This is a genomic window from Arthrobacter silviterrae (assembly GCF_011045165.1).
Lineage (GTDB): Bacteria > Actinomycetota > Actinomycetes > Actinomycetales > Micrococcaceae > Specibacter > Specibacter silviterrae.
Genome location: NZ_JAAKZI010000011.1, coordinates 1 through 23,238, shown reverse-complemented (window position 1 = coordinate 23,238; position 23,238 = coordinate 1). Strand labels below are relative to the sequence as shown.

The window sequence follows — 23,238 nt, the reverse complement described above, 5'->3', positions numbered from 1 at the left end:
GGCATTTAACGTGGATGTTTTGGCGAAACATCCACGTTAAGTGCCTGTTCGGCGGTGGGTGGCGGTGGGAGGGTGGCGGCGGGAGAGGCGGGGCGGGTCAGCCTGCCGGGACGTTCTCCGGTTCCGCAGCCGGCTCCAAATGCCTGCCGTGCGAAGGGGCCGAGTCCGTCAGCGCCACCAGCTTTGCTCCCTCCACATCCACATCCGGGAGCACTTTATTCAACCATTTCGGGATCCACCACGCGGATTTGCCCAAGAGGTGCATGGCGGCGGGGATGATTGTCATACGGACCACAAACGCGTCGATCAAAACGCCGAATGCCAAGGCAAATCCAAGCGGGCGCACCATGGTCAGATGGGAGAAGATGAACCCGGAGAACACGCTGGTCATGATGATCGCCGCGGCCGTGACCACGGGTGCCGCGTGCTGGAAGCCGGTCCGGACGGCCTGCTTGGCGTCCTGCCCGTGGACAAAGGCCTCGCGCATGCCGGAGGCAATGAACACCTGGTAGTCCATGGCCAGCCCGAACAGCACGCCAATCAGGATGATCGGCAGGAAGCTGAGCACCGCGCTGGGATTGGCCACGTCGAAGATGCCTCCCAGCCAGCCCCACTGGTACACGGCCACCACGCCGCCAAACGCGGCGACCAGGGACAGCAGGAATCCGGCGGTTGCCAGGACGGGAACAAGGATGGAGCGGAATACGAGGATGAGCAGAATCAGGGACAGCCCGACGACGATGGCCAGGTAGGGCGGCAGCGCCGCTCCCAGCTTGGCTGAGACATCGACGTTGGCGGCTGTCTGCCCGGTCAGGCCAATGGTGACGTTGTGGTCTGCCTTGATGGCGGCCCCTTCGGCCCGGAGGTCGTGAACCACCTGCACGGTGCTGGCGCTGGCGGGGCCTTCGGCGGGGATCACCTGGTAGACGGCCGTCTGGAAGTTCTTGCTGACCGAAACCGGGATGGCTGCCTTGACGTTGGGCACCTTTCGGAGCTGGTCGGCCACGTCCAGATTCAGTGCGGTGGCCTGGGCCTGGTCGAGCCCGGCCGGCAGGGAGCCCACCACAATGATGGGCCCGTTCATGCCCTCACCAAAGTTGGCGCCAGTAATGGTGTACGCATGGTACGCGCTGGAATCCACCGGTTCGGAGCCGCCGTCGGGCAGTGCCAGCCGGAGTCCGGCAGCCGGGATGGCGATGACAGCCAGGGCCAGGACGGCCGTCACGAGCGAAATGACAGGGTGCTTGGTGACGAGCCCGCCCCAACCGCGGGCGCTCTTGCGGATGTTCGCTGCGTCGTCGTGGCGGGCCGTCTCGCTGGCGGAGAGCGAGGCCGCGGCAGCGTCGTGCGCCTGGCGAACCTTTTCATGCTCGGCCCACGAACGCTTGGAAATCACCCGGCGGCCCATGAGGGAAAGGATGGCAGGGGTCAATGTCAGCGCAATCAGCACGGCCACCGCAACCGTGGCGGCCGCGGCCAGGCCCAGCACGGACAGGAACGGCAGCCCTGTCACGGACAGGGCGGCCAGAGCGATCACCACGGTCAGCCCGGCAAAGAGCACGGCGTTGCCGGAGGTGCCGGTGGCCTTGGCAATGGATTCACGCATTGCCATGCCCTCGAAGAGCTGCTGGCGGTGCCGGTTGACAATGAACAGCGAGTAGTCGATGCCCACTGCGAGGCCAAGCATCAGGGCAAGCATGGGGGAAATGGAGGACATTTCGATCACGCCCGTCAGGGCCATGGTGCCGCCCACGCCAATCGCCACACCCACTATGGCCATGACCAGCGGCAGGCCCGCGGCGATCAGGGTGCCGAGCATGATGATCAGCACGGCTGCGGCGACGGCGATGCCGATGGCTTCCGCTGCACCGAACAGGGCCGAGACGTCCTCGGTGATTTCCTTGCTGTAGGAGACGGTGATCCCGCTGGAGTCCAGCGTGTTCAGCCGGTCCTGGACCAGCTGGCGGTTGGCCGGGGTGACGCCGTTCATGGATTCGGTGAACTGGATTTGCCCGATGGCGGCCTTGCCGTTGTCGGAAACGAACTTCAGCCCGGCTGCAGCGTCAGCGGAGCGGATCCCCGTGGCGAGCTCGGACTTCTTGGCCGACAGTTCCTTGACGGAGGCTTCGTAATTGGCCTGTCCGGCGGCAAGCTGTGCCTGGCCGGCGCTGAGCTGGGCCTTTTGCGCATCCAGCTGTGCCTGCCCGGCGCTGAGCTGGGCGGATGCTGCGGCGGCCTGAGGCGATCCGGCCGGCAGTGCGGCAAGCTGTGACTTTTTGGCATCCAGCTGGGCCTGGCCGGCGTCGAGCTTGGCCTGGCCGCCGGCCAACTGGGCGCTAGTGGCGTCAAGGGTCTTTTTGCCATCGGCCAGCTGGGCCTCGCCGGCGCTGAGCTGCTTGGAGCCGTCCGTGAGCTTGGCCTTGGCATCGGCCAGGGTTGCGGCCGTGGTGAACGGGTCAATGACGCCCTTGACGGTGGGCACGGTCGTCACGGTTTGCAGCGCTGCCGACACGGCCTTTTCCTGGCTGGGCGTGAACTTTTGGCCGTTGGTGGTGGTGAACACCACCGCGCCGGAGCCGCCGGACGCCTCGGGAAGGTCGGCCTTGAGCTTGTCCGCCATCTGCTGCGTTTCAGTGCCGGGGATCTGGAAGTTGTTGGACATGGTGCCCATGAACAGCGCCGCCGCACCGCCCACCATGCCCAGGATGAGCACCCATGCGGAAATCACCAGCCACGCGCGGTGGGCCGAGAAACGGCCAAGTCGGTAAAGCCAAAGAGCCATGATGAGTCCTTATTGATGGGTGCCGGGGAGGGGCGGGGAAGGGGGAAATCAGGCCGTGAAGCCGCTGCGGATGAGGGAAATGGTGGTGGCGAGCAGCTCACGCAGGTAAGCGAGCGACTCCTGGGAGGTGTCCGGCCCCCGCCGGCTGAACCACACGGCAAAGGCGGAACGGCAACTGCCGACGACGGCCCCCACCAGTGCGTTGATGTAGAGTTCGTCGGTGCCGGGGGGCAGCCTGTGCCGGGCCACGCCGGCGATCTTGACGCTGCATTCATCCCAGGCCTGCAACTGGAAGCGGCCCAGGGCCGGGTCCTGGGTCAGGGCGAAGGTTTCGGCCAATATGGCCAGGTCGCGGGGACTTCCGACGGCGGACAGCGCGTAGAGCGCGGATTCCAGGATCGGCTCCTCGGCCGGCCGGGCCTCAAGCTCGGCAATGACCGTGTCGAGATAGCGCTGCGTGAAGCTGGCCACGGCTGCCTCGACGGAGGAGAAGTAGTTGAAGAAGGTGCGGCGGGAGACACCCGCTGCGGCGGCGACGTCGTCGACCGTGAACTCATTGAGCGCCCGGGTGCGCAGGAAGTCCAGGGCGGCTCCGGCAATGGCTTCGCGGGTGGCAGCCTTGTTGAGTTCGCGGCGGGAGGGGGAGTCGGTGGAAGTTGTCACATAACTACACTAAGTGCAAGTTTGCACTCCATGCAAATCAAAAGGTGGGTGTGCTTTAATGCTGCAAACCCACCCAAAAACCGCCGGAACGGGCGGCCGAAACGCGCCCGGCCGCCGGCGCAGGCTACTGCAGCTGCGGGTTGGCTGCCAGGTAGGCGGACTGGCCGGTGGATCCGGGCTGGCCCTCGGCCAGCGGAATGGCAAAGACGGCCGTGCCGTAGACGCACACCTCAGTCCAGGTCTGGCCCATTTCCGAGGTGTCAAAGCGTGTTGCGACAATGGCGTTGGCTCCCTTGGCCTGTGCCTCGGTGACCATGCGGGCCACCACTTCCTGCCGGCTTTCGTACAGGGCCTTGGTCATTTCGGGGAGCTCGCCGCCGCCGATGGAGCGGAAGCTCGCCGTGAACTGGGCGCCGATGTGGCGCGAGCGCACCGTCAGGCCCATGACCTCGCCAAAGATGGCGTCAATCTTGTAGCCGGGGAGGTCGTTGGTGGTAACGATAATCATGCAGCTGCCTTTCGATGTCCGGCCCAAGCCGCGGCCGTCGCCAGTGTGATCTGGAAAAATCCTACGGGACCGCCGGGGCCGTGCCCAGGCCGGGTCAGGCGTTGGCGAGTTCCTCCCGGGAACCCGGCCGGCCGGCGTCGTTCTTCCCGGTGGCGAAGTCCTCAGCAGGCACCGTGCTGTCGTCGGCGAAGGGGTTGCCGTTGCGCGGCGCGTTGTACAGCTCCTCATTGAGGATGCCCTGGCGCTTGGCCACGATGGTGGGCACCAGCGCTTGGCCCGCGACGTTGATGGCGGTGCGGCCCATGTCCAGGATGGGGTCCACGGCCAGCAAAAGTCCGACGCCGGCCAGCGGCAGTCCCAGCGTGGAGAGCGTGAGCGTGAGCATTACGACGGCGCCCGTGGTTCCGGCGGTTGCCGCGGAGCCCAGCACCGACACGAGCACGATCAGCAGGTACTGGCCCAGGTCCAGGTGGATGCCGAAGAACTGTGCCACGAAAATGGCGGCAACGGCCGGGTAGATCGCAGCGCAGCCGTCCATCTTGGTGGTGGCGCCCAGCGGCACGGCAAAGGAGGCGTAGGCGCGGGGCACGCCCAGGTTGCGTTCGGTGACGCGCTCGGTCAGGGGCAGGGTGCCGATGGAGGAGCGGGAAACGAAGCCCAGCTGGACGGCCGGCCACACGCCGGAAAAGTACTGCTTGACTGAGAGGCCATGTGACTTGATCAGGACCGGGTAGACCACGAACAGGACGATGACCAGGCCCAGGTAGATGGCAATGGAGAACTTGCCTAGCGCGCCCATGGTGGTCCAGCCGTAGGTGGAAACAGCCTTGCCGATCAGGCCCACGGTGCCGATGGGGGCCAGTCGGATGATCCACCACAGCACCTTTTGGATCACGGCCAGGGCGGAGCCGTTCAGCTTCAGGAACGGGTCGGCGGCCTTGCCCACCTTCAGGGCGGCGATGCCGATCGCGATGGCGATCACCAGCACCTGCAGGACGTTGAAGTTGACGCTGGTGGCGAGGGCGCCGGTGTCGCCCGCCTTGGTGGATGCCTCGAGGCCCAGGAAATTGAAGGGGAACAGGCCGGTAAGGAAGGCCCACCAGTCGCCCGTCTTGCCGGAGTAGTCCTTGGGCGGGGCCTGGCCGGTGCCGGCACCTGGTTGGAACACCAGCCCGAGCACGATGCCCACCGTCACGGCGATGAGGGAGGTGATGGCGAACCAGAGGAGCGTGTTCCAGGCCAGGCGGGCGGCGTTGGTCACCTGGCGGAGATTGGCAATTGAGGAGACGACGGCGGTGAAAACCAGGGGCACCACGGCTGCCTTGAGCAGTGAAACGTAGCTGGAGCCGATGATGGTCAGCGTGGAGGTGAGGGCGTTGGGGTCCTTCAAGGGATCACCGCCCAAGTTCCGGGCAAGCAGGCCCAGGACCAGGCCGGCAATGAGGCCGGCGATGATTTGGACGCCGAAGTTGCCGGCCCAGCGGGGCAGGCGCGGGGCCTTGGTGGTGGATGCGGAGGAAGTCATGGGACAACCGTAGGCGGCGCAGAATAGCACCCAAAAATTAGTGTTTCCCCCTGTTACGGATGCTAATTCCCTGTGTTACGGCTGGTGTGCGGCCTGCCGTTGTGGGCTCAGCGTCCCGTGTCCCGGTGTGCCTCCACGTCCACACCGTGCCCTTCGGCCAGCCGGGCCAGCAGCCGTGCCAGCTCATCGGACTCCTCCGGGGTGAGGGGCGCCAGGAGTTCGCCTTCGTGTTCCTGGGCGACGTCGCGCAGCCTGCCCAGCAGGGCCTGGCCGGCGCCCGTCAGGTGAAGCTCGTAGTTGCGGCGGTCGGTGCTGCTGCGCACCCGTTCAACCAGGCCCCGGGTTTCCAGCGAGTCCAGCAGGGGCACCACCCGGCTGGGGACGGCACCCAGCCTGTCCGCCAGGACGCGCTGGCTCAGGCCCGGGTTGCGGCCAATCCACCGGAGCGTGCCGGCGTCGCTCGGGGTCAGGCCCAGCTCTCTGGTCCGCTCGGCAAAGCGGGACGCGGACAGTGAGCCGAGCTGTGACAGCAGGAAGGCCGTGCGCCGGGGCCTGCCGTGGGGTGAGGGTGCCATGCCTCCAGAATACATGCTTGACAGAATGATTCAATAGATGAATCATTTTATTATCGCATTAATTCAAGGAGGATGATTTCAGCCATGACGGAAGAGACCACGGCCGGACCGGGGGCAGCGCCCTTAACAAGGTCAACAAGTGGGCGGAAGCGGCAGGGCGGGCCGCACCCGGGCATACTTGCCGCCGTGAGCCTGGGCATTTTCCTGCTTTCGCTGATCCTGGCCGGAGTGCTCTCCGGCGGACGCACGTTTGTGTCGCCGTTTGCACCAGCCGCGGACGTGGCCCAGTTCTACCGCGACAACGTCGCAGCTGCCCGCGTGCAGGGCCTGTTGCTCTTTGGCTCCGCGGTGCCCCTGGGGATTTTCGCAGCCACCGTTTACGCGCGGCAACTCCGGCTCGGCATCAAGGTTCCCGGCCCCGCCATCGGCTACTTTGGCGGCATCACGGCAGCCATTTTCCTGATGTTCTCGGGGCTGCTGACCTGGCTGTTGAGCCGCCCGGAAATCACCACGGACATCACGCTGACCCAGGCGCTCGCGTTCCTGGCCTTCGCCACCGGCGGAGTCGGATTTGTGGTGGGACTCGGACTGCTTGTGGCCGGATTGGCCGTGCCCGCGCTGATACTCAAGTTCGTCCCGCGCTGGCTTGCCTGGGCCGGGCTGGTGGTCGCCGCCCTGTCCGAGCTCAGCTTCCTCTCGCTCGGACTGGAGCCGCTGCAATTCCTCCTGCCGATCGGCCGTTTCGCCGGCATGCTGTGGCTTGTCGCCGTCGGCTTCCTGCTGCCGGTGAACCGGGCCGCAGCGAACCGGATCCCGGGCAGTGTGGATCCGGGCGGGGCCCCAACCAGGACGGCCGCGGCACGGAGGACACAGTCATGAACCGCATCAATTCCCAGGCGCTGGCCGGCAAGATTGCGCTGGTGGTGGGTGCCAGCCGAGGAATCGGGGCCGCCATCGCTGCGGCCTTCGCGGAGGCTGGCGCGGAGGCTGGCGCCGCAGTGGTGCTCGCCGCACGGGACCAGGCGGCGCTTGCCCTGCGCGTTGCTGAGATTGAGGCGGCCGGCGGGAAGGCCCTGGCCCTGCCCGTGGACGTCCGTGACGAGGCCGCCGTCGTCGGACTTTTGGACCAAGTGCGGAACCGCTACGGCCGCCTTGACGCCGCCGTCAACAACTTTGCCGGCGGCGGCAGGCCCCCGGCACCCCTGGCGGATTGGGACTCGGCCGAGTTCGACAGCGCCCTGGCCGTGGACCTGCGCGGTGTGTTCCTTGCCTTGAAATACGAGCTCCGCCTCATGCAGCTAAACCCCGACGGCGGCGCAATCGTCAACATGTCCTCCACCGCCGGCGAACAGGGCGTCAGCGGGCTGGCCGGCTACGTGGCCTCAAAATTCGGGGTGGGCGGGCTGACGCGGGTGGCCGCGCTGGACTACGCAGCGGCCGGAATCCGGGTCAACGCCATCGCGCCCGGCCCCATCCTCACCGACCACCTCGCCGCGGCCGGGCCCCGGGCCCAGCAGATGGCGGCCGCCGCCGTTCCGCTGGGACGCGTGGGCCGGGTGGAGGATGTGGCAGAGGCCGCCGTGTGGCTGTGCACGGAGCAGTCCAGTTTCGTCACCGGCGCTGTGTTGGTGGTCGACGGCGGCCGGCTGGCGGGGGTGCCCGCCTTCGCCGTGAACCCCGTCCGCAAGGGTTGACCACCGCTGCACTTTCCGCTGGGGTCAAACTCGGGCCCAGTTCGGCCCCCGCTACACCCGGGGCAAAACTCGGAGTGAGTTTTGCCCCGGCCGGAAGTGACCGCCCCAGCTACGAGCCCAGCAGCGCCGCTTTCAGGGTGTCCAGGCCCACGGAGCCCAGGTTCAGCGCCTGTGTGTGGAAATCGCGCAGCGAAAATGCGGCACCGTCGCGCAGTGCACGGGCGTCGCGGATTTCCTCCCACAGGCGCTGGCCGACCTTGTACGACGGCGCCTGGCCCGGCCACCCGAGGTAGCGGTGGAACTCAAAGTCCAGCTGTCCGGCGGAGATGTCCAGGTTGGCGCGCAGGAACTCCAAACCGGCCTCCGCCGTCCACGTCCCTGAGCCCCAACGGGCGGGGACGGGAAGTTCCAGGTGCACGCCGATGTCAAACACCACGCGGGCCGCGCGCATGCGCTGGCCGTCCAGCATGCCCATCTTGTCGCCCGGATCGGACAGGTAGCCCAGCTGATCCATGAGCCGTTCGGCGTAGAGCGCCCAGCCCTCGCCGTGCCCGGAAACCCAGCAGGCGTTGCGGCGCCAATTGTTCAGCAGCCCGCGCTGGTACGTGGCGGTGGCCACCTGCAGGTGGTGGCCGGGGACGCCCTCGTGGTAGACCGTGGTGGTTTCAGCCCAGGTGGTGAAGGAATCCTCGCCCTCGGGCACCGACCACCACATGCGGCCGGGCCGGGAGAAGTCGTCCGAGGGCCCCGTGTAATAGATGCCGCCGTCCTGCGTGGGCGCAATTTTGCACTCCAGGGTGCGCATGATCTCCGGGATGTCGAACTGGGAGCCGGCCAAATCGGCCACCGCGGCGTTGGAGAGTTTTTGCATCCAGGCGACCAGCTCATCGGTGCCGTGCAGCGCCCGGGCGGGGTCCGCATTGAGCACCGCCTTGGCCTCCTCAACCGTGGCGCCGGGCTTGATGAGGTCCGCCACCGCCTCCTGTTCGGCAATGATCCGGTCCAGCTCGGCCACGCCCCAGGCGTACGTTTCTTCCAGGTCGACGGCGGAGCCCAGGAATTCCCGCGACGCCAGCGCGTAGCGTTCCCGTCCCACGGCGTCCTAGGCGGGGGCCGCGGGCAGCAGCTCGTCCCGCAAGTACGTCTCCAGCGTGCCGTACGCTGCGCGGGCCAGCTCCGCGTTCCCGGCCAGCGCAGTGGCGAGATCGGCCGGGAGGGGGGTGCCGGCGTCGTCCGCGGAAGTGGAAGCGGAAGCGGAAGTGCCAGCAGCAGAAGCAGGAGAAGCAACCTCGGCCCCGGCCGCCAGGGCCGCAAAGAAGCCGTCCGCGGCGGCGTGGCGCTCGCACTGCCCAATCACGGTGGAAACCTGGCGGCGCGCGGCAACCAGGCCGCGCGCAGCTCCGGCCCGCAGGGAGGAAATGTACCCGGAAACCGCGGCCGGCACGTTGGCCAGCCGCCCGGAAATGTGCTCCCAGTCGGCCGCGGTGGCGGTGGGCATCAGGTCAAAGATGGCCCGGATTTCCTGGGCGGGGGAGGCAATGTTGTTCAGGTCAGCCAGCGGCCAGCCCGTGGCGTCCAGCTCCAGGGACAGTCCCAGCCGTTCGCGCATGGCGTGCAGCGTGACGGTGTCAACACTGTCCACGGCTTCCAGGCCGGCCAGCGCGTCGAGGGCCTGGCGGGCGGCGTCGGCGGCGGCGGCCAGCCCGGAGGGGGAAAAATCGCGGTACTCGGTTTCGTGGCCGGGCAGCCCCAGCTCGGTGGCGAAGCCGGGATCAAGTTCCAACAGCCGGGCCGTGTAGGCGTTGGCAGCGGCGTCAATGGCGCTGGGCGTGCGGGTCAGGGGCGTTTCGTCAACAGTCATGGAACCGAGCCTAGCGGCCGCCGCTGCACCCGGCTGGCATACTGGATTTCGTGTCCACCGTTCAGGCCGTGGCAGCGACGCTGAAGAAGTCGCTGCGGCTCGATTTTTCCCAGTCGGACCCCGTGGTTGCGGCGCGCAACGCCGTGGGGGTGGGCATTCCGCTGGTCCTGGGCGTGGTGCTGGGCCAGGCCCCGATCGCCGTGTTCGGGGCCGTGGGCGCGCTGTTTGCCGCGTTTGCCGACAGGCCCGGCAGCTACCGGCTGCGGCTGGCCCGGATGGGCATGACGTCGCTGGCAGCCGGGCTGGGCGGCGGGCTGTCCGTGCTGTGCGGGAATTCGCCGGCGCTCTCCGTGCTGCTCGTGGCCGCGTTTGCGTTCGCCACGGGCATGCTGCTCTCACTGGGGCCGAATGTCGCGCAGGTGGGCACGGCCGCCACCGCAGTGGCCATTGTGCTCAACCGCTTTCCCATGCCGCCGTCGGCAGCCCTGCAGATTGCCGCCGTCATCACCGCCGCCGGGCTGCTGCAGAGCCTGCTGGCCATTGCCGGCTGGCCGCTGCACCGCCACGCGCCTGAACGCGCCGTCCTCGCGGACCTCTACGAAGGGCTGGCCGGACGGACCCGTTCCGAACAGCCCAAGATGACTGCGCCCGGTGCCGGCGTGCTGCTTGACACGGCCCGGGCCACCATCACCGGCTTCGGCCACGGTCAGGGTCCCAGCATGCGCTCCTATCGGGGACTCATGGACGAGGCCGAAAGGATCCGGCTGGAAGTCATGGCCTTGGGCTACTGCCTGGAACGGTTTGAGCGGGCCGCGGCACAGGACCAGCACGACGCCGTCCGCCGGCTTTTGCGTGAGGCAGGCCTTGCGCTGGACGCGGTTTCCGCTTCGCTGCGCAAGGGTACGGTTTTTGACGACGCTGTCCTGGCGCCGGTCGCCGAGGCGGCGGCCCGGCTGGGTGAGGTCATGGGCCGCCACCCGGATTCGCCCACCGGCCGCTTTGCCTCCCTGCACGCCAGGGCCCTGGCCGGGCAACTGCGCGCCAGCGCCCGCATGGTGACCCCGGGCGCCGTGGAGGGCCGCGTGGCGGAGACCCCGGCCAGGGTGGGCGGGGTGCGGGTTTCGCTCCAGGCGCCGCTGGGCATCCTGCGCGCCAACCTGCGGCTGGACTCGGCCGTGGCGCGGCACGCGATCCGGCTCACCGTGCTGGTGGCGGCCACGGACTGGCTGGCCCGGCTGCTGCCCGGCAGCGACAGGGGCTACTGGATCCCGCTCATGGTCCTGCTGCTCCTGCGGCCCGACTTTGCCGCCACCCTGCACCGCACCAGCGCGCGGCTGGCCGGAACGCTGGTGGGGCTGGGCATTGGCACGGCCGCCACGTTCCTGCTGGGATCCGGGAACCCGCTGGGGAACGTGGTGCTCATTGTGGTGTTTGTCTTCGGCGTGCGGCTTTCCGGGGCGCCCAATGCGTTCTTCATGGGCATCTGGACGGCGGCGTACCTGGTGTCCCTCCTGGACCTGGCCGGGATTCCTGCCGGGGCCGTGGCCCTGCCCCGCCTCCTTGACACCGTGGTGGCGGGCATCCTGGCCGTTGCCGCCACGGTGGCGTGGCCCGCCTGGGAACGGACTTTCCTGCCGGCCCGCATTGCCGAGCTCCTGGGCGCCTACCGGCACTACCTGGTGGCCATCACCGATCCCGCACCGAACAAGGAGAGGATCGACTCCGCCCGCATCCGGGCCCGGTTGGCCCGCTCCAACGCCCAGGCATCCGTGGAGCGGACCCGGGCCGAACCTGTGGCGGGCCACACCACGCTTTTCACCGGTGAAGGGGTGCTGGTGCAGAGCCACCTGCTGATCCAGGCCGCCATGGTGGTGGACGCCGCAAGGCTGTCACTGCGGGCCGGGCAGCAGCCCGTGGAGGGGCTCATGCACCAGCTGGCGCCGTTCATGGCCGACTGCGAGGCCACCCTGAAGGCCTGTGAAACCGCAGTGGCTGCGGGGACGCCGCCGCGGGCCGCCGTGGCGCTGCGCGCTTCCTACCTGGCGCTCAAGGACACCATGGAGCGCGACCCTGCGCAGGCCGAAACCGTTCAGCTGGCCGTCCTGGATGCCGCCGACAGGATCGCCAACTCGCTCGACACCATCACCCACCTGCTGCGGGAGCGCGGCGCCCGCCCGAAGGCTGTCGGGAAGGCTTAGCGCCCGGACCGCCGCCAGGCCCCGGCGCCCGGCCGGGGCGGGAGGTGTAGCTGCGCCCGGCGTGCCCAGGCCTGTGCCGCAGGCCGCTTCGGCGCCGTTTCCTGCCCGCCCTGCAGGGCCAGCACGACGGCGGTCACGGCAGCAAGCTCCTCGGCCGTCGGGTTTCCGTGGGTCACCGAGAGCAAAGGCTCCGGCTGGGGGTTGGCGGCGGCCGGTGATTGAGCCTGGGCCAGCGGTGATTGAGCCTGTCGAAATCCGTCGGCGGGGTCTCGACGCGCTCGCAGGGCTTGCTGCTCGACCACCGGGTCTTGTTCGCGGCTCACAGCGGGATGTTCCCGTGCTTCTTGGCGGGCAGGCTGGCCCGCTTGTCGCGGACGGCGCGCAGGCCCTTGATGAGCTGGATGCGGGTATCGGAGGGGGCAATGACGGCGTCCACGTAACCCAGTTCGGCGGCCTGGTAGGGGTTGAGCAGTTCATCCTCGTAGCTGCGCACGATCTCCGCGCGGCGGGCCTCGACGTCGCCGCCGTCGGCCTGCACTGCGGCGAGGTCGCGGCGGTAGAGGATGTTCACGGCGCCCTGGGCGCCCATGACGCCGATCTGGGCGGTGGGCCAGGCCAGGTTCAGGTCCGCGCCGAGCTTCTTGGACCCCATCACGATGTATGCTCCGCCGTAGGCCTTGCGCGTGATGACCGTCAGCTTCGGCACGGTGGCCTCGGCGTAGGCATAGAGCAGTTTGGCGCCGCGGCGGATGATGCCCTGGAATTCCTGGTCCTTGCCGGGCAGGAAGCCGGGGACGTCCACCAGGGTAATGATGGGGATGTTGAAGGCGTCGCAATTGCGCACGAAGCGGGCTGCCTTCTCAGACGCCGCAATGTCCAGCGTGCCGGCAAACTGCATGGGCTGGTTGGCCACAATGCCCACCGTGTGGCCCTCGATCCGCCCGTAGCCGATGATCACGTTCGGGGCGTACAGGGACTGCATTTCCAGGAAGTGGGAGTCGTCGAGGACCTGTTCGATCACGGCGCGCATGTCGTAGGGGTGGTTGGCGGAGTCCGGGATGAGGGCATCCAGGGCCAGGTCGCCGTCGTCGTGCTCCAGCTCCTGCTCATGCTCGGCGACCGGCGCCTCGGCCAGGTTGTTGGAGGGCAAAAAGTCCAGGAGTTCGCGCACAAACTCAATGGCGTCGGCCTCATCCGTGGCGAGGTAGGTGGAAGTGCCGGTGGTGGTGTTGTGCTGGCGGGCGCCACCCAGGGTTTCCATGTCCACGTCCTCGCCCGTGACGGTCTTGATCACGTCGGGGCCGGTGATGAACATGTGGCTGGTCTTGTCCACCATGACCACGTAGTCGGTCAGCGCGGGGGAGTACGCGGCGCCGCCGGCACACGGGCCCATGATGAGGGAGATCTGCGGGACCACCCCGGAGGCATGGACGTTGTTGCGGAAGATGTCAGCGAACATGGCCAGCGAGGCCACGCCCTCCTGGATGCGGGCCCCGCCGCCGTCGTTGATGCCGACTACCGGGCAGCCGTTGCGCAGCGCAAATTCCTGGACCTTGACGATCTTTTCGCCGTTGACCTGGCTCAGCGAGCCGCCGTAAACGCTGAAGTCCTGGCTGTACACGGCCACCAGGCGCCCGTCCACGGTGCCGTAGCCGGAGACCACGCCGTCGCCCAGCGGCTTCTTCTTTTCCATGCCGAAGGCGTGCGAACGGTGCACGGCGAGTGCGTCAAATTCCACGAACGAGTCCGGATCCACCAGCAGGTCGATGCGCTCGCGGGCCGTGTGCTTGCCCTTTGCGTGCTGCTTTTCGACGGCGGCTTCACCGGACGGCACCGCGGCCTGTGCCAGCCGGTCCCGGAAATCGGCAATTTTGCCTGCAGTTGTCGAAAGGTCGTGGCTCATAGGTACTCCGGCTCGGTAGGTGGCAACAAGCTGTTCCTTAAGTGGAAACTGCACAAAAGGGCAAACACTACTGACAGTCTAATGACGGTATTGCCACCCGACTGTGTAGAAACCCTACAAAGACCACCGGGAACTTTTCGCAGCTCCCCACGGGAGTGATTCCGGGGCGCCCCTGCCGCCCGCGTGCCACGGGGCATCCCGGCGGGCAGATAGGATTGATTCCATGAGCCGCACACTTCCCGCACTGGATGAGCGCTCCCTTCTCCAGGCATTGACCCATCCCGCGGGGGCGTTCCGGCGCGTGGACGTGGTGGCGCAATTGGGCTCCTCCAATGCCGACCTTGCCGCCGGCGCCGCAGCCCGCCCCGCCCAATGGCCGGATTTGAGCGTGCTCATTGCCGATTCCCAAATCGCCGGCAAGGGCCGCCTGGACCGGGTGTGGGAGGTTCCCGCCGGTTCCGCCATGATTTCCAGCGTCCTTTTCCGCCCGGGCGATCCTGACGCACACGCCGGCGCGCCCGCTTTTGATCCGGCCGGCTACGGCTGGCTTTCCATCCTTGCCGGCGTGGCGCTCTGCGAGGCCGTGCGCTCCGTTGCCGGGGTGCCCGCCGTGCTGAAGTGGCCCAACGACGTGGTCGCCAACGGCCGTAAGCTGGCCGGAATCCTGGCCCAGCTGGTGCCCGCGCCGGCCACCCGCCATCCCGCGGACGGGTCACTGCCTGCGCCGGGGTCGCCCGCCTCCCAGCCGGGGACGCGCCGGTCCGCTGAAGGCAGCGCAGGGCCGGGTCCCGCCGTCGTCGTCGGGGCGGGCCTGAACGTGGGGCAGGGACGGGAGCAGCTGCCCGTGGACCGCGCCACCTCGCTTGCGCTGGAATTGGACGGCGGGCAGGACGGCGGGGCCGGGCTGGACGCGGCGGCCGGTGGGGCCGGCGCCGCGGCGCTGGACCGCAATGTGCTGCTGCCGGCCTACCTGAACCGCTTTGCCCGCCTGTACGAGGGCTTTGTGTCCGTGGGTGGGGACGCCCTGCGGCCGCTGCCGGAAGGTGCGTCCGTCCATGACCTGGCGTCGAGGCTGATGAGCACCCTGGGCACCGAAGTCCGCGCCGAACTGCCCGGCGGGCAGATGCTTCATGGCACAGCCGTGCGCCTGCGCAGCGGCGGCGAGCTGGAGCTCCGTGACGGCGACGGTGCGCTGCACGTGGTCAGCGCCGGGGACGTGGTCCACCTGCGGCGCACCCTCGACGGCGGCGGTGTGGGGTATGTCTAGGTGGCTGGCCGAGGATGAGCAGGTGCTGTTGTTGGTCCGCCCCCACGCCCGCGTCCTGGTGTGGCCCGTTGGCGTGGGGCTGCTGCTGGTGATGGCGGCGTCGGCTGCCTTGGCCAAGCTGCAGCCCGCACAATACGAACAGTGGGCGTCTGCGGCGCCCGCACTGCGTGAGCCGGCCATTGTGCTCCTGTGCACGGCGGTGCTGCTGGTTCAGGTGGCGTACCCGCTGCGGCGTGTGGTGCGCTGGGCCGGCACCAGGTACGTGCTGACCAGCCAGCGCATGGTGGTCAAGGAGGGCGGCTTGGGCCGGCGGCAGGCCGACTACGCCCTGGCCGGCGTGCAGGGCATCGACATGCGCCAAAAGCCCTTGCAGAGGCTGGCAGGCGCCGGCGAGCTGGACTTCCACATGGTCACGGGCAAGGTCAACACCGTCCACAACGTCCCGCACATTGTCCAGTTCCGCACAGAAACCCACAAGGCATGGATGGCATTGTTCCGAGCGTCCTTTCAGCAAGCTCCCGGTCCGGGGTACTACGCTGTTGACGTTGGTCACGGCCATTTGGCCACCAGCCACAATGACGGCCACCACGACGACGCGGGCAGGCACTTGAGCGGAAAGGAGTTGCGCAAGCTTGGAAGAGACCATTGATCCCCCCGTGCCGCTGCTCCAGCCTGCCTCCCGAAACCAGACCAAGGCCCTTGAAACCCAGCTGTTGGGCGGGGAACGCACGCTCAAGAGGCGTGACGTGGCCGCCGGCGCAGGCGTCTCCCTCCTCTCCGCACGCAAAATTTGGCGCGCCATGGGCTTCCCCAACCTGGGGGACGACGACGTCGCCTTCACCCAGCGCGACCAGGACGCCCTGAGCACGGTGGTCACCATGGTCCGCGAAGGGCTGCTGACCGAGGAAACGGCCATTTCGGTGACCCGCTCCATCGGCCAGATGACCGATCGCATGGCCGTATGGCAGATCGAGGCACTGGTGGAGGACCTGGTGGCCGAGCACGGTGTCAGCGACGCCGAGGCCCGCCGCGCTGTGGTCTCCGAGCTGCCCAACCTGATCGAGCCGCTGGAAGAGCTGCTGATCTACTCCTACCGGCGCCAGCTCAATGCCGGCATCCAGCGCCTGGCCGTCCGCGCGCAGGAAGGCCTGGCAGCCAGCGCCCAGGGCCGTGAAGGCGACGAGGACGACACCCCGCTCCCGCTGGCCCGCGCCGTGGGTTTTGCCGACCTGGTCAGCTATACCTCGCTGTCGCGGCGCATGAATGAAAAGACGCTGGCCAAGCTGGTGCAGCGCTTTGAAAACCTCTGTGCCGAGATCATCAGCGTGGGCGGCGGACGCCTGGTGAAGACCATTGGCGACGAAGTCCTCTTCAACTGTGAAACGCCCATTGCCGGGGCTGAAATTTCGCTGGCCCTGGCCGAGGCGATGGCTGCGGACGACTTCCTCCCCGAGGCGCGGGTTGCCATGGTGTGGGGCCGCATCCTTTCCCGGCTGGGCGACATTTACGGGCCCACCGTCAACCTGGCCGCGCGCCTGACGTCCCTGGCCCAGCCCGGAACCGTGCTCATTGACTCCGTCACGGCCACGGCGCTGGCCGACGACGACAGGTTCATCCTGACCGAACTCCCCATGGAGCAGGTCCGCGGCTTTGGCGAGATTCGTCCGGTTCTGCTGCAGCGCGGGCGCGGCCGCGGCATCGTGGTGGACTGAGCGGGCCCTGTTACTGAGCGCGCCCCTTTACGCGGGGACCGGCGGAAGGGCAGAACTGCTGCCATGGCCGCGCCGCCCGGCAGGCCTTCCTTTCGTGGAATGGCTGGCCATGTTTGAACAAGTGAGGAAATTTGGCGCCGAGATCAAGGAGCCGGCGGCGTCCGCGTCGCTGGACTTAGCCACAGTGCCGGAGGCCACCAACGGGGCCGGGGAGCTGGGCTCGGTGCCGCTTGAGGTGATTGGCAGTTGCGCCGGGCTGGCGGTGGTGCAGGTTGAGCCCCTCGGAGCCCTGGGCGCGGAAGCCACAGGGTTCATCGGCATGCAGATCCAAAAGCGCCTGAGGGCCATGCAGGCCGGCCAGGGTCCCCTTGAACCGGGGGAGCTGTTTGCCGGACAGGCCGCCGAACGCGAACGCGAGCTTCAGGGCGCACCCTACGAAAGCTACTACGCGCCCGGGAAGCTCGCATCCAGGGGCCGCACCCTGGATGCGCTCGCCCAGGGCTATGTGGGCGGCGCCCACGGCAATGAAAGCCTGGCCGCGCTGGCGGCCCTTGCCCTCCGCTGCGTGGAAGGCTCTTGAGCGCCTGTCACCAGCTGATCTCATCAAAAGCGGCACGCAGCCGGGCCCCGCGGGCGGGGTGGACGCTTGACACCCACGCGATCCGCCCCAGCAGGTGGGCCCGGAAGTCGGGGTGCCCGCCACGGTTCTGGCCCTCCGGCCCGTGGGCGGCACAGTTGTGCACCACCGCCTTGAGCTGGTCGAACTCAGCACGCGCAATGTTGGTGCGTTCGTTGACCACCACGCCCGTCACGGTTTGCCGCACACCGGCCTTGTGGACCCTAGTCTTGAGGCCGTTCAGCGAGTGGCCCTCGTCCGCCACGATTCGCCCCGCGCCCCGGATGAAAGCGTCGGCCCGGCGGGCCAGTTCTGCACCCCCGCTGAAGGCGAGGTCGTCCGCGTACCGGGAGTAAACGGCGTCGAACGCGCCGGCCCAGCCGGAAAGCCGGGAATCGAGGCGGCGCAGCGCCAGGTTTGCCAGCATGGGGGAGGTGGGCGCGCCCTGCGGCAGGTGCGCCACGGCCAGCGCCTGGCGCAGGGCAAAGCGGCTGGCGGGGTCGCCGCCGGGAGGCATTTCGGCGAGTACCCCCACGGGCACCGCGTGCGTGCACAGCCCGGTCAGGCGGTGCGCCACGGCCTCGGTGAAGCCGGCCTGGCGCAGCACGCCAAACACCTTGCCGGGGCTGACGTGGGCAAAAAACGCGGCCAGGTCAAGGCTGACCACCACGTCCGCCCCGGTGTGCATGGCCGCCCCGCTGACGGCGCTTCGCCCCGGCACGAAGCCGTGGGCCGCGTCATGGAGGGGGATGGGCGCCAGCAATTCGCGCAGAATGGTGCGTTGGAGGGTGCGCAGGCGCGGCTGCGGGATTTCCAGCAGGCGGGGCACCCTCCCCGGCCGGCTCCGCCACTGGTAGCAGTAGTGCTGCAGCCGCGGGCCAGCCGTGCGGTTCCAGTGGCGGGGGTCCGCAAACCACTCGAGTTCTCCAGGGGTGAGCGCCAACATGCCGGCCAGGTCTGCCACGGTATCCAGCCGCGGGACCCTGGCCGCCTGGGCCACGGCCGGGGCCACCGCCAGGTGCGCCAGCTTGATGGGCCTGCGCTGCGTGGCGGCCTTGGCCAGGGCCTCGCCGAACGCCGGGCATCCAAGCACGACGGCGGCCAGCTCCCGCGGGGCGTCTGCCGGCGGGCGGTGGTAGTTCCTGAGAACGTGACTTGCCAGCGGACCCAGCCAGCGCCGTCGTGCGCCCAAAATATCGGCGCCGGCGGCTGTGAGTGCGGGCTTGGACCAGTCCCCAGCTGCCAGGAAGGCGTGGGCCAGGGCCGTGGCCACGGTGTTGGCGGACGGGTGCGGGATGCGGACCAGCACGGACGCCGCTGCGGTGGGCTGCGACGGCTTCATGGATGACCTGTCAGTCTGTTCGGGCGCTGAGCTGCGCGGAGCGCAGACAGGCGCCCGAGGCGCATGCTGGAGGCCAGTCTTCGTCCCCCGGGGTAACCCCGGAGAGGGTGGTGCACCAGGTGCCCGCCCGCCTCATCCAGAAGCCGTCGCATGCGCCCACCCTAACGCATCGGCTGTGCAGGCCACAGGGCGGGGGCCGGGTGGTGGGGGCGGGGCGGTCCCTGGTGGGGGCGGAATCTTTCGCCGCACCCTGGCGTTCCCGCTAGTGGAGGCTGCGCCGGGCGGGCGCGGCCGGACTTTGATGCGAAAGAACTGACATGATCGAGCTTGCCATTATTAACGAATGCCCCAACTCCGCCGGAGCGCAGGAACTGCTGGGACGCGCCCTGGAACTGGAAGGCCTGGACCCTGCCGCCATCAAGGTCTCGATCATTGAAACAGAGCAGCAGGCCGTTGACGCAGGCTTTCATGGCTCGCCCAGCTTCATGGTGGACGGGGCCGACCTGTTTCCCTCCGTGGGCGAGCCTGCCGTTTCCTGCCGCGTCTACCAGACCGCCAACGGATTGGCCGGGCTCCCGGAGCTGGAGCGCCTCCGGGCCGCACTGGCGGAGGCGCTCCAGGGGATGGGATCCCGGCTGCGTTAGCGGAACACCTTCGGGAAGGCTCCGATGATGCCCGTGCTGAGCTGGTCGGCCATGGCCATCATGTGGGCTTCTGCCGTGTCGAAGACCGTGATGCCGGCCGCGTATTGTCCTGTGAGCTCGTCGCTGCCGTAGGTGATGGTCAGGGTGATGTGGTCCTTCATCATGGCCCGCATGTCGGCCTGGGGCCAGTACTTCGGGTTGGCGGCTGCCAGGAAGTCGGCAATCTGCTGGGCATTGGCGTACACAGTGGCCTCAGCCGCCGTCAGTGCCGTTGCGTCGCCGGCCTTGGCCGCCTGGAAGAGGGCCACAAAGTCGGTGATGTGGGCCTTGAGCAAGGTGGTCAGCTGCGCACCAGCAGCCTCACCGTAGAACGGCATGATGGCATTGCCGATGTCCTCCTGGTTCTTCAGGAGCCGGGCCGCCGTGGTGGGGAAGCCGGCGGAGCCGGATGCAAAGTCCACCACCGCCAGCCTGGTCCACTCCATGTGCTGGCCCCACAGGAGCCGCATCTGCTGCGCGAAGGCGAGCTGGCTGGCGGTCACCGAGCCGTAGTTTGAGCCGTTGCCGGCATTCCCCTGCTGGGCCATTCCCGGCATGGGGGCCATGGCGGGGACGGCTTCGACGGCGGCCGGGCCGCTGCCCGCTCCGGCGGTGGACGCGGGTGCGCAGGCGGTCAACACGCCGCCCGCCAGGGCCAGCGAGGCGATGGCTGCCCAGGCCGCGCGGCTACGGCGGCCCTGGCTGTGTGCTGCAAACATGTTCATGGCGATGTTTCCTTATCAATCCAACAAACGCTGCTTGTCCGGCGCATGTGCCCAGCCGTGTCAACGCGCTGCACCCAAGGGCCCCGGGATGGGCGATGATTCGTCCATGGCTAGTTAGTGGCCCGGTTCCCGGACCTCTTACCGGCAAATGCAGCTAATTAAAGAAAAGAAAAATGCTTCGCCCAGGGGTAAGACGGGCAGGCACGCCTGACACTAAACAGGCATGAGAACCCATCAGGGCCTGCCGTCCGCCAGTGTCGCCGATCCGCCGCCGGGTGTGGCGTCCGGTGTGGCGCCCTGGCGCGAGCACCTCTTACTGTCCGCCGGCTTCCCTGATAGGCTGGCGCATCAGCTCGCGGGGACGCCGGGCATTGATGTGCACCAGCTCCTGAACCTGGTGGACAGGGGCTGCCCTCCCGGGCTCGCCGCACGCATCCTGGTTCCCGAAGCCACGGGTTGGGAGTGACCATGACCATCCTGGACGGACCCGAACTGGCTGACGCCCACCCCGTTTCCCGCGAAGCTATTTCCCGCGAAGCAATTTCCCGCGAAGCTATTTCCCGCGAATGGCCCGGATCCGGCCACCGCACAGGCGCCCACACAGGCGCCCACGCAGCGCCCGCCACGTCTGCAGGACCATCCGCGCCAGCCAATGACGAATGGATTTCCCTGCTCAGCTCCCCGGGTCCCGGACACGCGGAGGCCCTGGCCGGGCTGCACCAGCTGCTGTTGCGAGCCGCCCGGCACCAGGTTTCCGTCATGTCCGCCCAAACGGCCGGCATTGGCGAGGTCCGCCGCCAGGAACTGATCGGCCAGGCCGCCGACGAGGCCATGGTGGCCGTCCTTGGCAAGCTCGCCAGCTTTGAGGGCCGCAGCCGCTTCACCACCTGGGCCTACAAGTTCGGCATCCTGCATGCCGCCGTGGAGGTCCGGCGCAGCCTGTGGCGGAACCGGGAAGTGGCGCTGGAGCTCCTGCCCGAGCCCGCCGCCGTCGGGCATTCACCGGAGCAGCTGGCGGAGGCGGCGGACTTTTCCGAAGCAGTCAGCAACGCCATCGCCGTGGAACTGACGGCGCACCAGCGGCAGGTGGTGATGGCGCTGGTGGTCGACGAGGTTCCCATCGACGTCCTCGCGGACCGGCTCGGCACCAACCGCAACGCCCTCTACAAGACCCTCCATGACGCCCGCGGCCGGCTCAGGCGCCACCTTCAGGACACCGGCTACCTTGACGAGACCGCAAAGGGGGTGATCCCATGAATTCCCCACAGCGCAAGCTCAGCCCCGACCAAGCGCACCGCCTGACCCTGGAGGCGGAGCCGTGGCTGTCCTGCGACGACTGCTTTGACCAGATCGACTTTTTCGCCGAACGTGTTGTTTCCGGCGGCTTCATCGGCATGCCTGCCCTTCGCGCCCACCTGATTGGCTGTTCGGCCTGCGGCGAGGAGGCCCGGTCCCTGGTGCAGCTTCTTGCCGCGGACGACGGCGTGGATCCGGCTCCCAGCCTCCGCCGCCTCAGCGACGGTTAGGCTTGGCGGCGGCGTACGCTGGATTCCATGGAAAAGAGCCCGATCCGCGTCGTTGCAAACCGCCCTGCCGGAGGCGTTCGCGCCGTCGGGTACGCCGCCGTCGTGCTTCCCGCCGCAACCGCCGCCCGGGTGTGCTGAGCATGGGGAGGGTGGCCGCGTCGCAGGGACGGATCTGGCTGGACGGGCGGGAGCGCACCTTCCTGGTGGTCACGGCCGGACACGGGGAAACCAAGGATGCGGGAACTCCCCAGGCCGTGCTGATGGTGCTGCACGGCTCCAGCCAAAGCGGCAAGTCGGTGCGGTCGTTTGCCGGCAACAGCTTTGACACGCTTGCCGCGGGCGGCCGTGTGGCAGTGGTGTACCCGGACGGGCTGAAAAAGCTCTGGAACCACGCCAGCAGTGACGCGCAGACTGTTGACGACGTCGCCTTCATGGGCGCCCTGGTGGACCACTTCCACGACAATTACGGGCCCATCCCGGTTGTTGTGGCCGGCTATTCCAACGGCGGTCAGCTGGTGATCCGGCTGATCCATGAGCTGGCTGACAGGCTCGACGGCGCCGCGATCGTCAGTGCCACGTTGCCGCGCCCCGGCGGGCTCGCCTTCGATGACAAGATGCTGCCGCTGCCTGTGTTGCTCATCCATGGCACCCGCGACCTGGTGGTCCCGTACCGCGGGGAGGGCGGGTTTTTTGGCCTGTGGGCGCGCAACCGCGGGCCGTCCGCGCCCGAGACCGCGCGCTATTTTGCCCGGCGCAACGGCATCACCTCGGCGCCGGACGAAGAGCTGCTGCCCCACCTTCCCCAAAGCGGCAGGACACTGGTGCGTGCGGCCCGGTACCGGCAGGAGGGCAGGGCGCCCGTGACGCTTTACACTGTGGAGGGCGGCGGCCACGTGGTCCCCAACCGGCGCCGCAGCCCCATCAAGCTCCTGGGCAGGACCACCCAGGACATCAGCGCCGCGGAGGCCGTGGCCGAATTCTTTCCCGCGCTCAGGGGGTAGTTCGCGTCAACGGTGGTCGGGCAGTGCCGGTGGTCGAGCAGTGAGCTCTGCGAACGCGTCGAGACCCCGGAACCCGCTCCCGGTGGTCGAGCAGTGAGCTCTGCGAACGCGTCGAGACCCAGGGTGTTGCTCCCTCCACAGGGGGACCTGGCCACGGGTTTGTACACATGTTCTATAATGCCTTCATTTACTAGAACATGCGCGGTAGAATGGGGGCATGGCTGTTGCAGATCGGCCCGGTGATGAAGGGGATTCCAGCCCTTCCGGTCCGTCGAATCTGGATCCCCGCCCCGGCACCTGGCCGGCGGAGGACCCCGGCCCGTGGGAGGATACGGACGGGCGCTGGCCCACGGATGCGGACATTGACCGGCTGATCGCCTCCGCCCCCGATTTTGCCGACTGGCCGCTGGACGACGGCCGGGACTACCGCGCTTCCGGGGGTGGCGCTCCCGTCGGTGGGGGTTCCGGGGGTTCGTGCCGGGTCCGGGAGGCGACCGCGGCCGAGCTTGCCGCCCTCGCGACCAATCCGAACATCTCCTTCCATGGCGGCGCCCCTGTCCCGGCCGGTGGTGGGGCGGAAGCCGCCAGCCCCGCCGGTGGCGGCACCGGCGTCTCCACCCCCGTACCTGACACCGCCACTGTCCCCGAAACTGCCAT

22 protein-coding genes and 1 pseudogene are annotated in these 23,238 nt (G+C 68.3%); 13 read left to right on the top strand and 10 right to left on the bottom strand.

Annotated elements, in window-relative coordinates; all coding sequences use genetic code 11:
* Positions 1–97: 97 nt before the first annotated feature.
* From G6N77_RS08175 to G6N77_RS08155, 5 genes are all read right to left on the bottom strand, one after another.
* Positions 98–2,782 (bottom strand): MMPL family transporter, encoded by a 2,685-nt coding sequence (locus G6N77_RS08175; protein WP_165181540.1) that lies wholly within the window; start codon positions 2,780–2,782, stop codon positions 98–100.
* 48 nt (positions 2,783–2,830) lie between these two features.
* Positions 2,831–3,445, bottom strand: a complete 615-nt coding sequence (locus tag G6N77_RS08170) for a TetR/AcrR family transcriptional regulator (RefSeq protein ID WP_165181539.1) — start codon at positions 3,443–3,445, stop codon at positions 2,831–2,833.
* Between the two features lie 124 nt (positions 3,446–3,569).
* A complete protein-coding gene (locus G6N77_RS08165; RefSeq protein WP_165181538.1) occupies positions 3,570–3,953 on the bottom strand; it encodes a YbjQ family protein in 384 nt (127 codons plus the stop codon).
* A 94-nt stretch (positions 3,954–4,047) separates the two neighbouring features.
* Complete coding sequence (locus G6N77_RS08160; RefSeq protein ID WP_165181537.1) at positions 4,048–5,478, bottom strand: dicarboxylate/amino acid:cation symporter; 1,431 nt, start codon at positions 5,476–5,478, stop codon at positions 4,048–4,050.
* 107 nt (positions 5,479–5,585) lie between these two features.
* A complete protein-coding gene (locus G6N77_RS08155) occupies positions 5,586–6,053 on the bottom strand; it encodes a MarR family winged helix-turn-helix transcriptional regulator (RefSeq protein WP_165181536.1) in 468 nt (155 codons plus the stop codon).
* A 186-nt stretch (positions 6,054–6,239) separates the two neighbouring features.
* Here G6N77_RS08155 and G6N77_RS08150 point away from each other — a divergent pair, with 186 nt between their 5' ends.
* Positions 6,240–6,932 (top strand): hypothetical protein, encoded by a 693-nt coding sequence (locus tag G6N77_RS08150; protein WP_205678124.1) that lies wholly within the window; start codon positions 6,240–6,242, stop codon positions 6,930–6,932.
* On the top strand, positions 6,929–7,747 hold the full coding sequence (locus tag G6N77_RS08145) for an SDR family NAD(P)-dependent oxidoreductase (RefSeq protein ID WP_165181535.1): 819 nt from the start codon (positions 6,929–6,931) through the stop codon (positions 7,745–7,747). Before G6N77_RS08150 ends, G6N77_RS08145 begins: the two co-directional genes overlap by 4 nt.
* A gap of 109 nt (positions 7,748–7,856) precedes the next feature.
* Here the strand turns inward: G6N77_RS08145 and G6N77_RS08140 are convergent.
* Positions 7,857–9,608 (bottom strand): annotated as a pseudogene (locus G6N77_RS08140) (DUF885 domain-containing protein).
* A 50-nt stretch (positions 9,609–9,658) separates the two neighbouring features.
* Between G6N77_RS08140 and G6N77_RS08135 the strand changes: the two are divergent.
* On the top strand, positions 9,659–11,806 hold the full coding sequence (locus G6N77_RS08135; protein ID WP_165181534.1) for an FUSC family protein: 2,148 nt from the start codon (positions 9,659–9,661) through the stop codon (positions 11,804–11,806).
* Here the strand turns inward: G6N77_RS08135 and G6N77_RS08130 are convergent.
* Both G6N77_RS08130 and G6N77_RS08125 read right to left on the bottom strand, forming a co-directional pair.
* Entirely contained in the window at positions 11,803–12,129 is a 327-nt protein-coding gene (locus G6N77_RS08130) for an acyl-CoA carboxylase subunit epsilon (protein ID WP_306987414.1), read from the bottom strand. The genes G6N77_RS08135 and G6N77_RS08130 overlap by 4 nt on opposite strands.
* On the bottom strand, positions 12,126–13,709 hold the full coding sequence (locus G6N77_RS08125; RefSeq protein WP_165181533.1) for an acyl-CoA carboxylase subunit beta: 1,584 nt from the start codon (positions 13,707–13,709) through the stop codon (positions 12,126–12,128). Before G6N77_RS08125 ends, G6N77_RS08130 begins: the two co-directional genes overlap by 4 nt.
* Before the next feature lie 223 nt (positions 13,710–13,932).
* Here G6N77_RS08125 and G6N77_RS08120 point away from each other — a divergent pair, with 223 nt between their 5' ends.
* From G6N77_RS08120 to G6N77_RS08105, 4 genes are all read left to right on the top strand, one after another.
* Complete coding sequence (locus G6N77_RS08120; protein WP_165181532.1) at positions 13,933–14,976, top strand: biotin--[acetyl-CoA-carboxylase] ligase; 1,044 nt, start codon at positions 13,933–13,935, stop codon at positions 14,974–14,976.
* The gene (locus tag G6N77_RS08115; RefSeq protein WP_165181531.1) at positions 14,969–15,625 is read left to right on the top strand and encodes a PH domain-containing protein; all 657 of its coding nucleotides are present in this window, start codon (positions 14,969–14,971) and stop codon (positions 15,623–15,625) included. The genes G6N77_RS08120 and G6N77_RS08115 overlap by 8 nt, the downstream gene beginning before the upstream one ends.
* The gene (locus tag G6N77_RS08110) at positions 15,609–16,688 is read left to right on the top strand and encodes an adenylate/guanylate cyclase domain-containing protein (RefSeq protein ID WP_165181530.1); all 1,080 of its coding nucleotides are present in this window, start codon (positions 15,609–15,611) and stop codon (positions 16,686–16,688) included. Before G6N77_RS08115 ends, G6N77_RS08110 begins: the two co-directional genes overlap by 17 nt.
* A 109-nt stretch (positions 16,689–16,797) precedes the next feature.
* On the top strand, positions 16,798–17,268 hold the full coding sequence (locus G6N77_RS08105) for a hypothetical protein (RefSeq protein ID WP_165181529.1): 471 nt from the start codon (positions 16,798–16,800) through the stop codon (positions 17,266–17,268).
* Positions 17,269–17,275: 7 nt separating this feature from the next.
* On the opposite strand, the gene G6N77_RS08100 is transcribed toward G6N77_RS08105, so the two are convergent.
* Positions 17,276–18,646, bottom strand: coding sequence for a reverse transcriptase family protein (locus G6N77_RS08100; RefSeq protein ID WP_205678123.1), 1,371 nt, complete (start codon positions 18,644–18,646; stop codon positions 17,276–17,278).
* Between the two features lie 317 nt (positions 18,647–18,963).
* Here G6N77_RS08100 and G6N77_RS08095 point away from each other — a divergent pair, with 317 nt between their 5' ends.
* Positions 18,964–19,290, top strand: a complete 327-nt coding sequence (locus tag G6N77_RS08095; RefSeq protein WP_165181528.1) for a hypothetical protein — start codon at positions 18,964–18,966, stop codon at positions 19,288–19,290.
* Here the strand turns inward: G6N77_RS08095 and G6N77_RS08090 are convergent.
* Positions 19,287–20,054 carry a hypothetical protein gene (locus G6N77_RS08090; RefSeq protein ID WP_165181527.1) on the bottom strand — a complete coding sequence of 256 codons (768 nt, stop codon included), beginning with the start codon at positions 20,052–20,054 and terminating at the stop codon, positions 19,287–19,289. The two genes, G6N77_RS08095 and G6N77_RS08090, sit on opposite strands and share 4 nt — an antisense overlap.
* 223 nt (positions 20,055–20,277) lie before the next feature.
* Here G6N77_RS08090 and G6N77_RS08085 point away from each other — a divergent pair, with 223 nt between their 5' ends.
* From G6N77_RS08085 to G6N77_RS08065, 5 genes are all read left to right on the top strand, one after another.
* The gene (locus G6N77_RS08085) at positions 20,278–20,520 is read left to right on the top strand and encodes a hypothetical protein (protein ID WP_165181526.1); all 243 of its coding nucleotides are present in this window, start codon (positions 20,278–20,280) and stop codon (positions 20,518–20,520) included.
* A gap of 2 nt (positions 20,521–20,522) precedes the next feature.
* Positions 20,523–21,311 (top strand): RNA polymerase sigma factor, encoded by a 789-nt coding sequence (locus G6N77_RS08080; RefSeq protein WP_165181525.1) that lies wholly within the window; start codon positions 20,523–20,525, stop codon positions 21,309–21,311.
* Positions 21,308–21,580 carry a hypothetical protein gene (locus G6N77_RS08075; RefSeq protein ID WP_165181524.1) on the top strand — a complete coding sequence of 91 codons (273 nt, stop codon included), beginning with the start codon at positions 21,308–21,310 and terminating at the stop codon, positions 21,578–21,580. Before G6N77_RS08080 ends, G6N77_RS08075 begins: the two co-directional genes overlap by 4 nt.
* 149 nt (positions 21,581–21,729) lie before the next feature.
* Entirely contained in the window at positions 21,730–22,581 is an 852-nt protein-coding gene (locus tag G6N77_RS08070; RefSeq protein ID WP_165181523.1) for a CE1 family esterase, read from the top strand.
* 217 nt (positions 22,582–22,798) lie between these two features.
* A partial coding sequence (locus G6N77_RS08065) for a hypothetical protein (protein ID WP_476855471.1) occupies positions 22,799–23,238 on the top strand: 440 nt, incomplete at its 3' end.

Excerpts from the sequence above, each read along its gene's own strand:
- G6N77_RS08175 (WP_165181540.1), bottom strand. The coding sequence starts at position 2,782 with ATGGCTCTTTGGCTTTACCGACTTGGCCGTTTCTCGGCCCACCGCGCG.
- G6N77_RS08165 (WP_165181538.1), bottom strand. The coding sequence starts at position 3,953 with ATGATTATCGTTACCACCAACGACCTCCCCGGCTACAAGATTGACGCC.
- G6N77_RS08160 (WP_165181537.1), bottom strand. The coding sequence starts at position 5,478 with ATGACTTCCTCCGCATCCACCACCAAGGCCCCGCGCCTGCCCCGCTGG.
- G6N77_RS08155 (WP_165181536.1), bottom strand. The coding sequence starts at position 6,053 with ATGGCACCCTCACCCCACGGCAGGCCCCGGCGCACGGCCTTCCTGCTG.
- G6N77_RS08145 (WP_165181535.1), top strand. The coding sequence starts at position 6,929 with ATGAACCGCATCAATTCCCAGGCGCTGGCCGGCAAGATTGCGCTGGTG.
- G6N77_RS08125 (WP_165181533.1), bottom strand. The coding sequence starts at position 13,709 with ATGAGCCACGACCTTTCGACAACTGCAGGCAAAATTGCCGATTTCCGG.
- G6N77_RS08120 (WP_165181532.1), top strand. The coding sequence starts at position 13,933 with ATGAGCCGCACACTTCCCGCACTGGATGAGCGCTCCCTTCTCCAGGCA.
- G6N77_RS08115 (WP_165181531.1), top strand. The coding sequence starts at position 14,969 with ATGTCTAGGTGGCTGGCCGAGGATGAGCAGGTGCTGTTGTTGGTCCGC.
- G6N77_RS08105 (WP_165181529.1), top strand. The coding sequence starts at position 16,798 with ATGTTTGAACAAGTGAGGAAATTTGGCGCCGAGATCAAGGAGCCGGCG.
- G6N77_RS08100 (WP_205678123.1), bottom strand. The coding sequence starts at position 18,646 with ATGAAGCCGTCGCAGCCCACCGCAGCGGCGTCCGTGCTGGTCCGCATC.
- G6N77_RS08095 (WP_165181528.1), top strand. The coding sequence starts at position 18,964 with ATGATCGAGCTTGCCATTATTAACGAATGCCCCAACTCCGCCGGAGCG.
- G6N77_RS08090 (WP_165181527.1), bottom strand. The coding sequence starts at position 20,054 with ATGAACATGTTTGCAGCACACAGCCAGGGCCGCCGTAGCCGCGCGGCC.
- G6N77_RS08085 (WP_165181526.1), top strand. The coding sequence starts at position 20,278 with ATGAGAACCCATCAGGGCCTGCCGTCCGCCAGTGTCGCCGATCCGCCG.
- G6N77_RS08080 (WP_165181525.1), top strand. The coding sequence starts at position 20,523 with ATGACCATCCTGGACGGACCCGAACTGGCTGACGCCCACCCCGTTTCC.
- G6N77_RS08075 (WP_165181524.1), top strand. The coding sequence starts at position 21,308 with ATGAATTCCCCACAGCGCAAGCTCAGCCCCGACCAAGCGCACCGCCTG.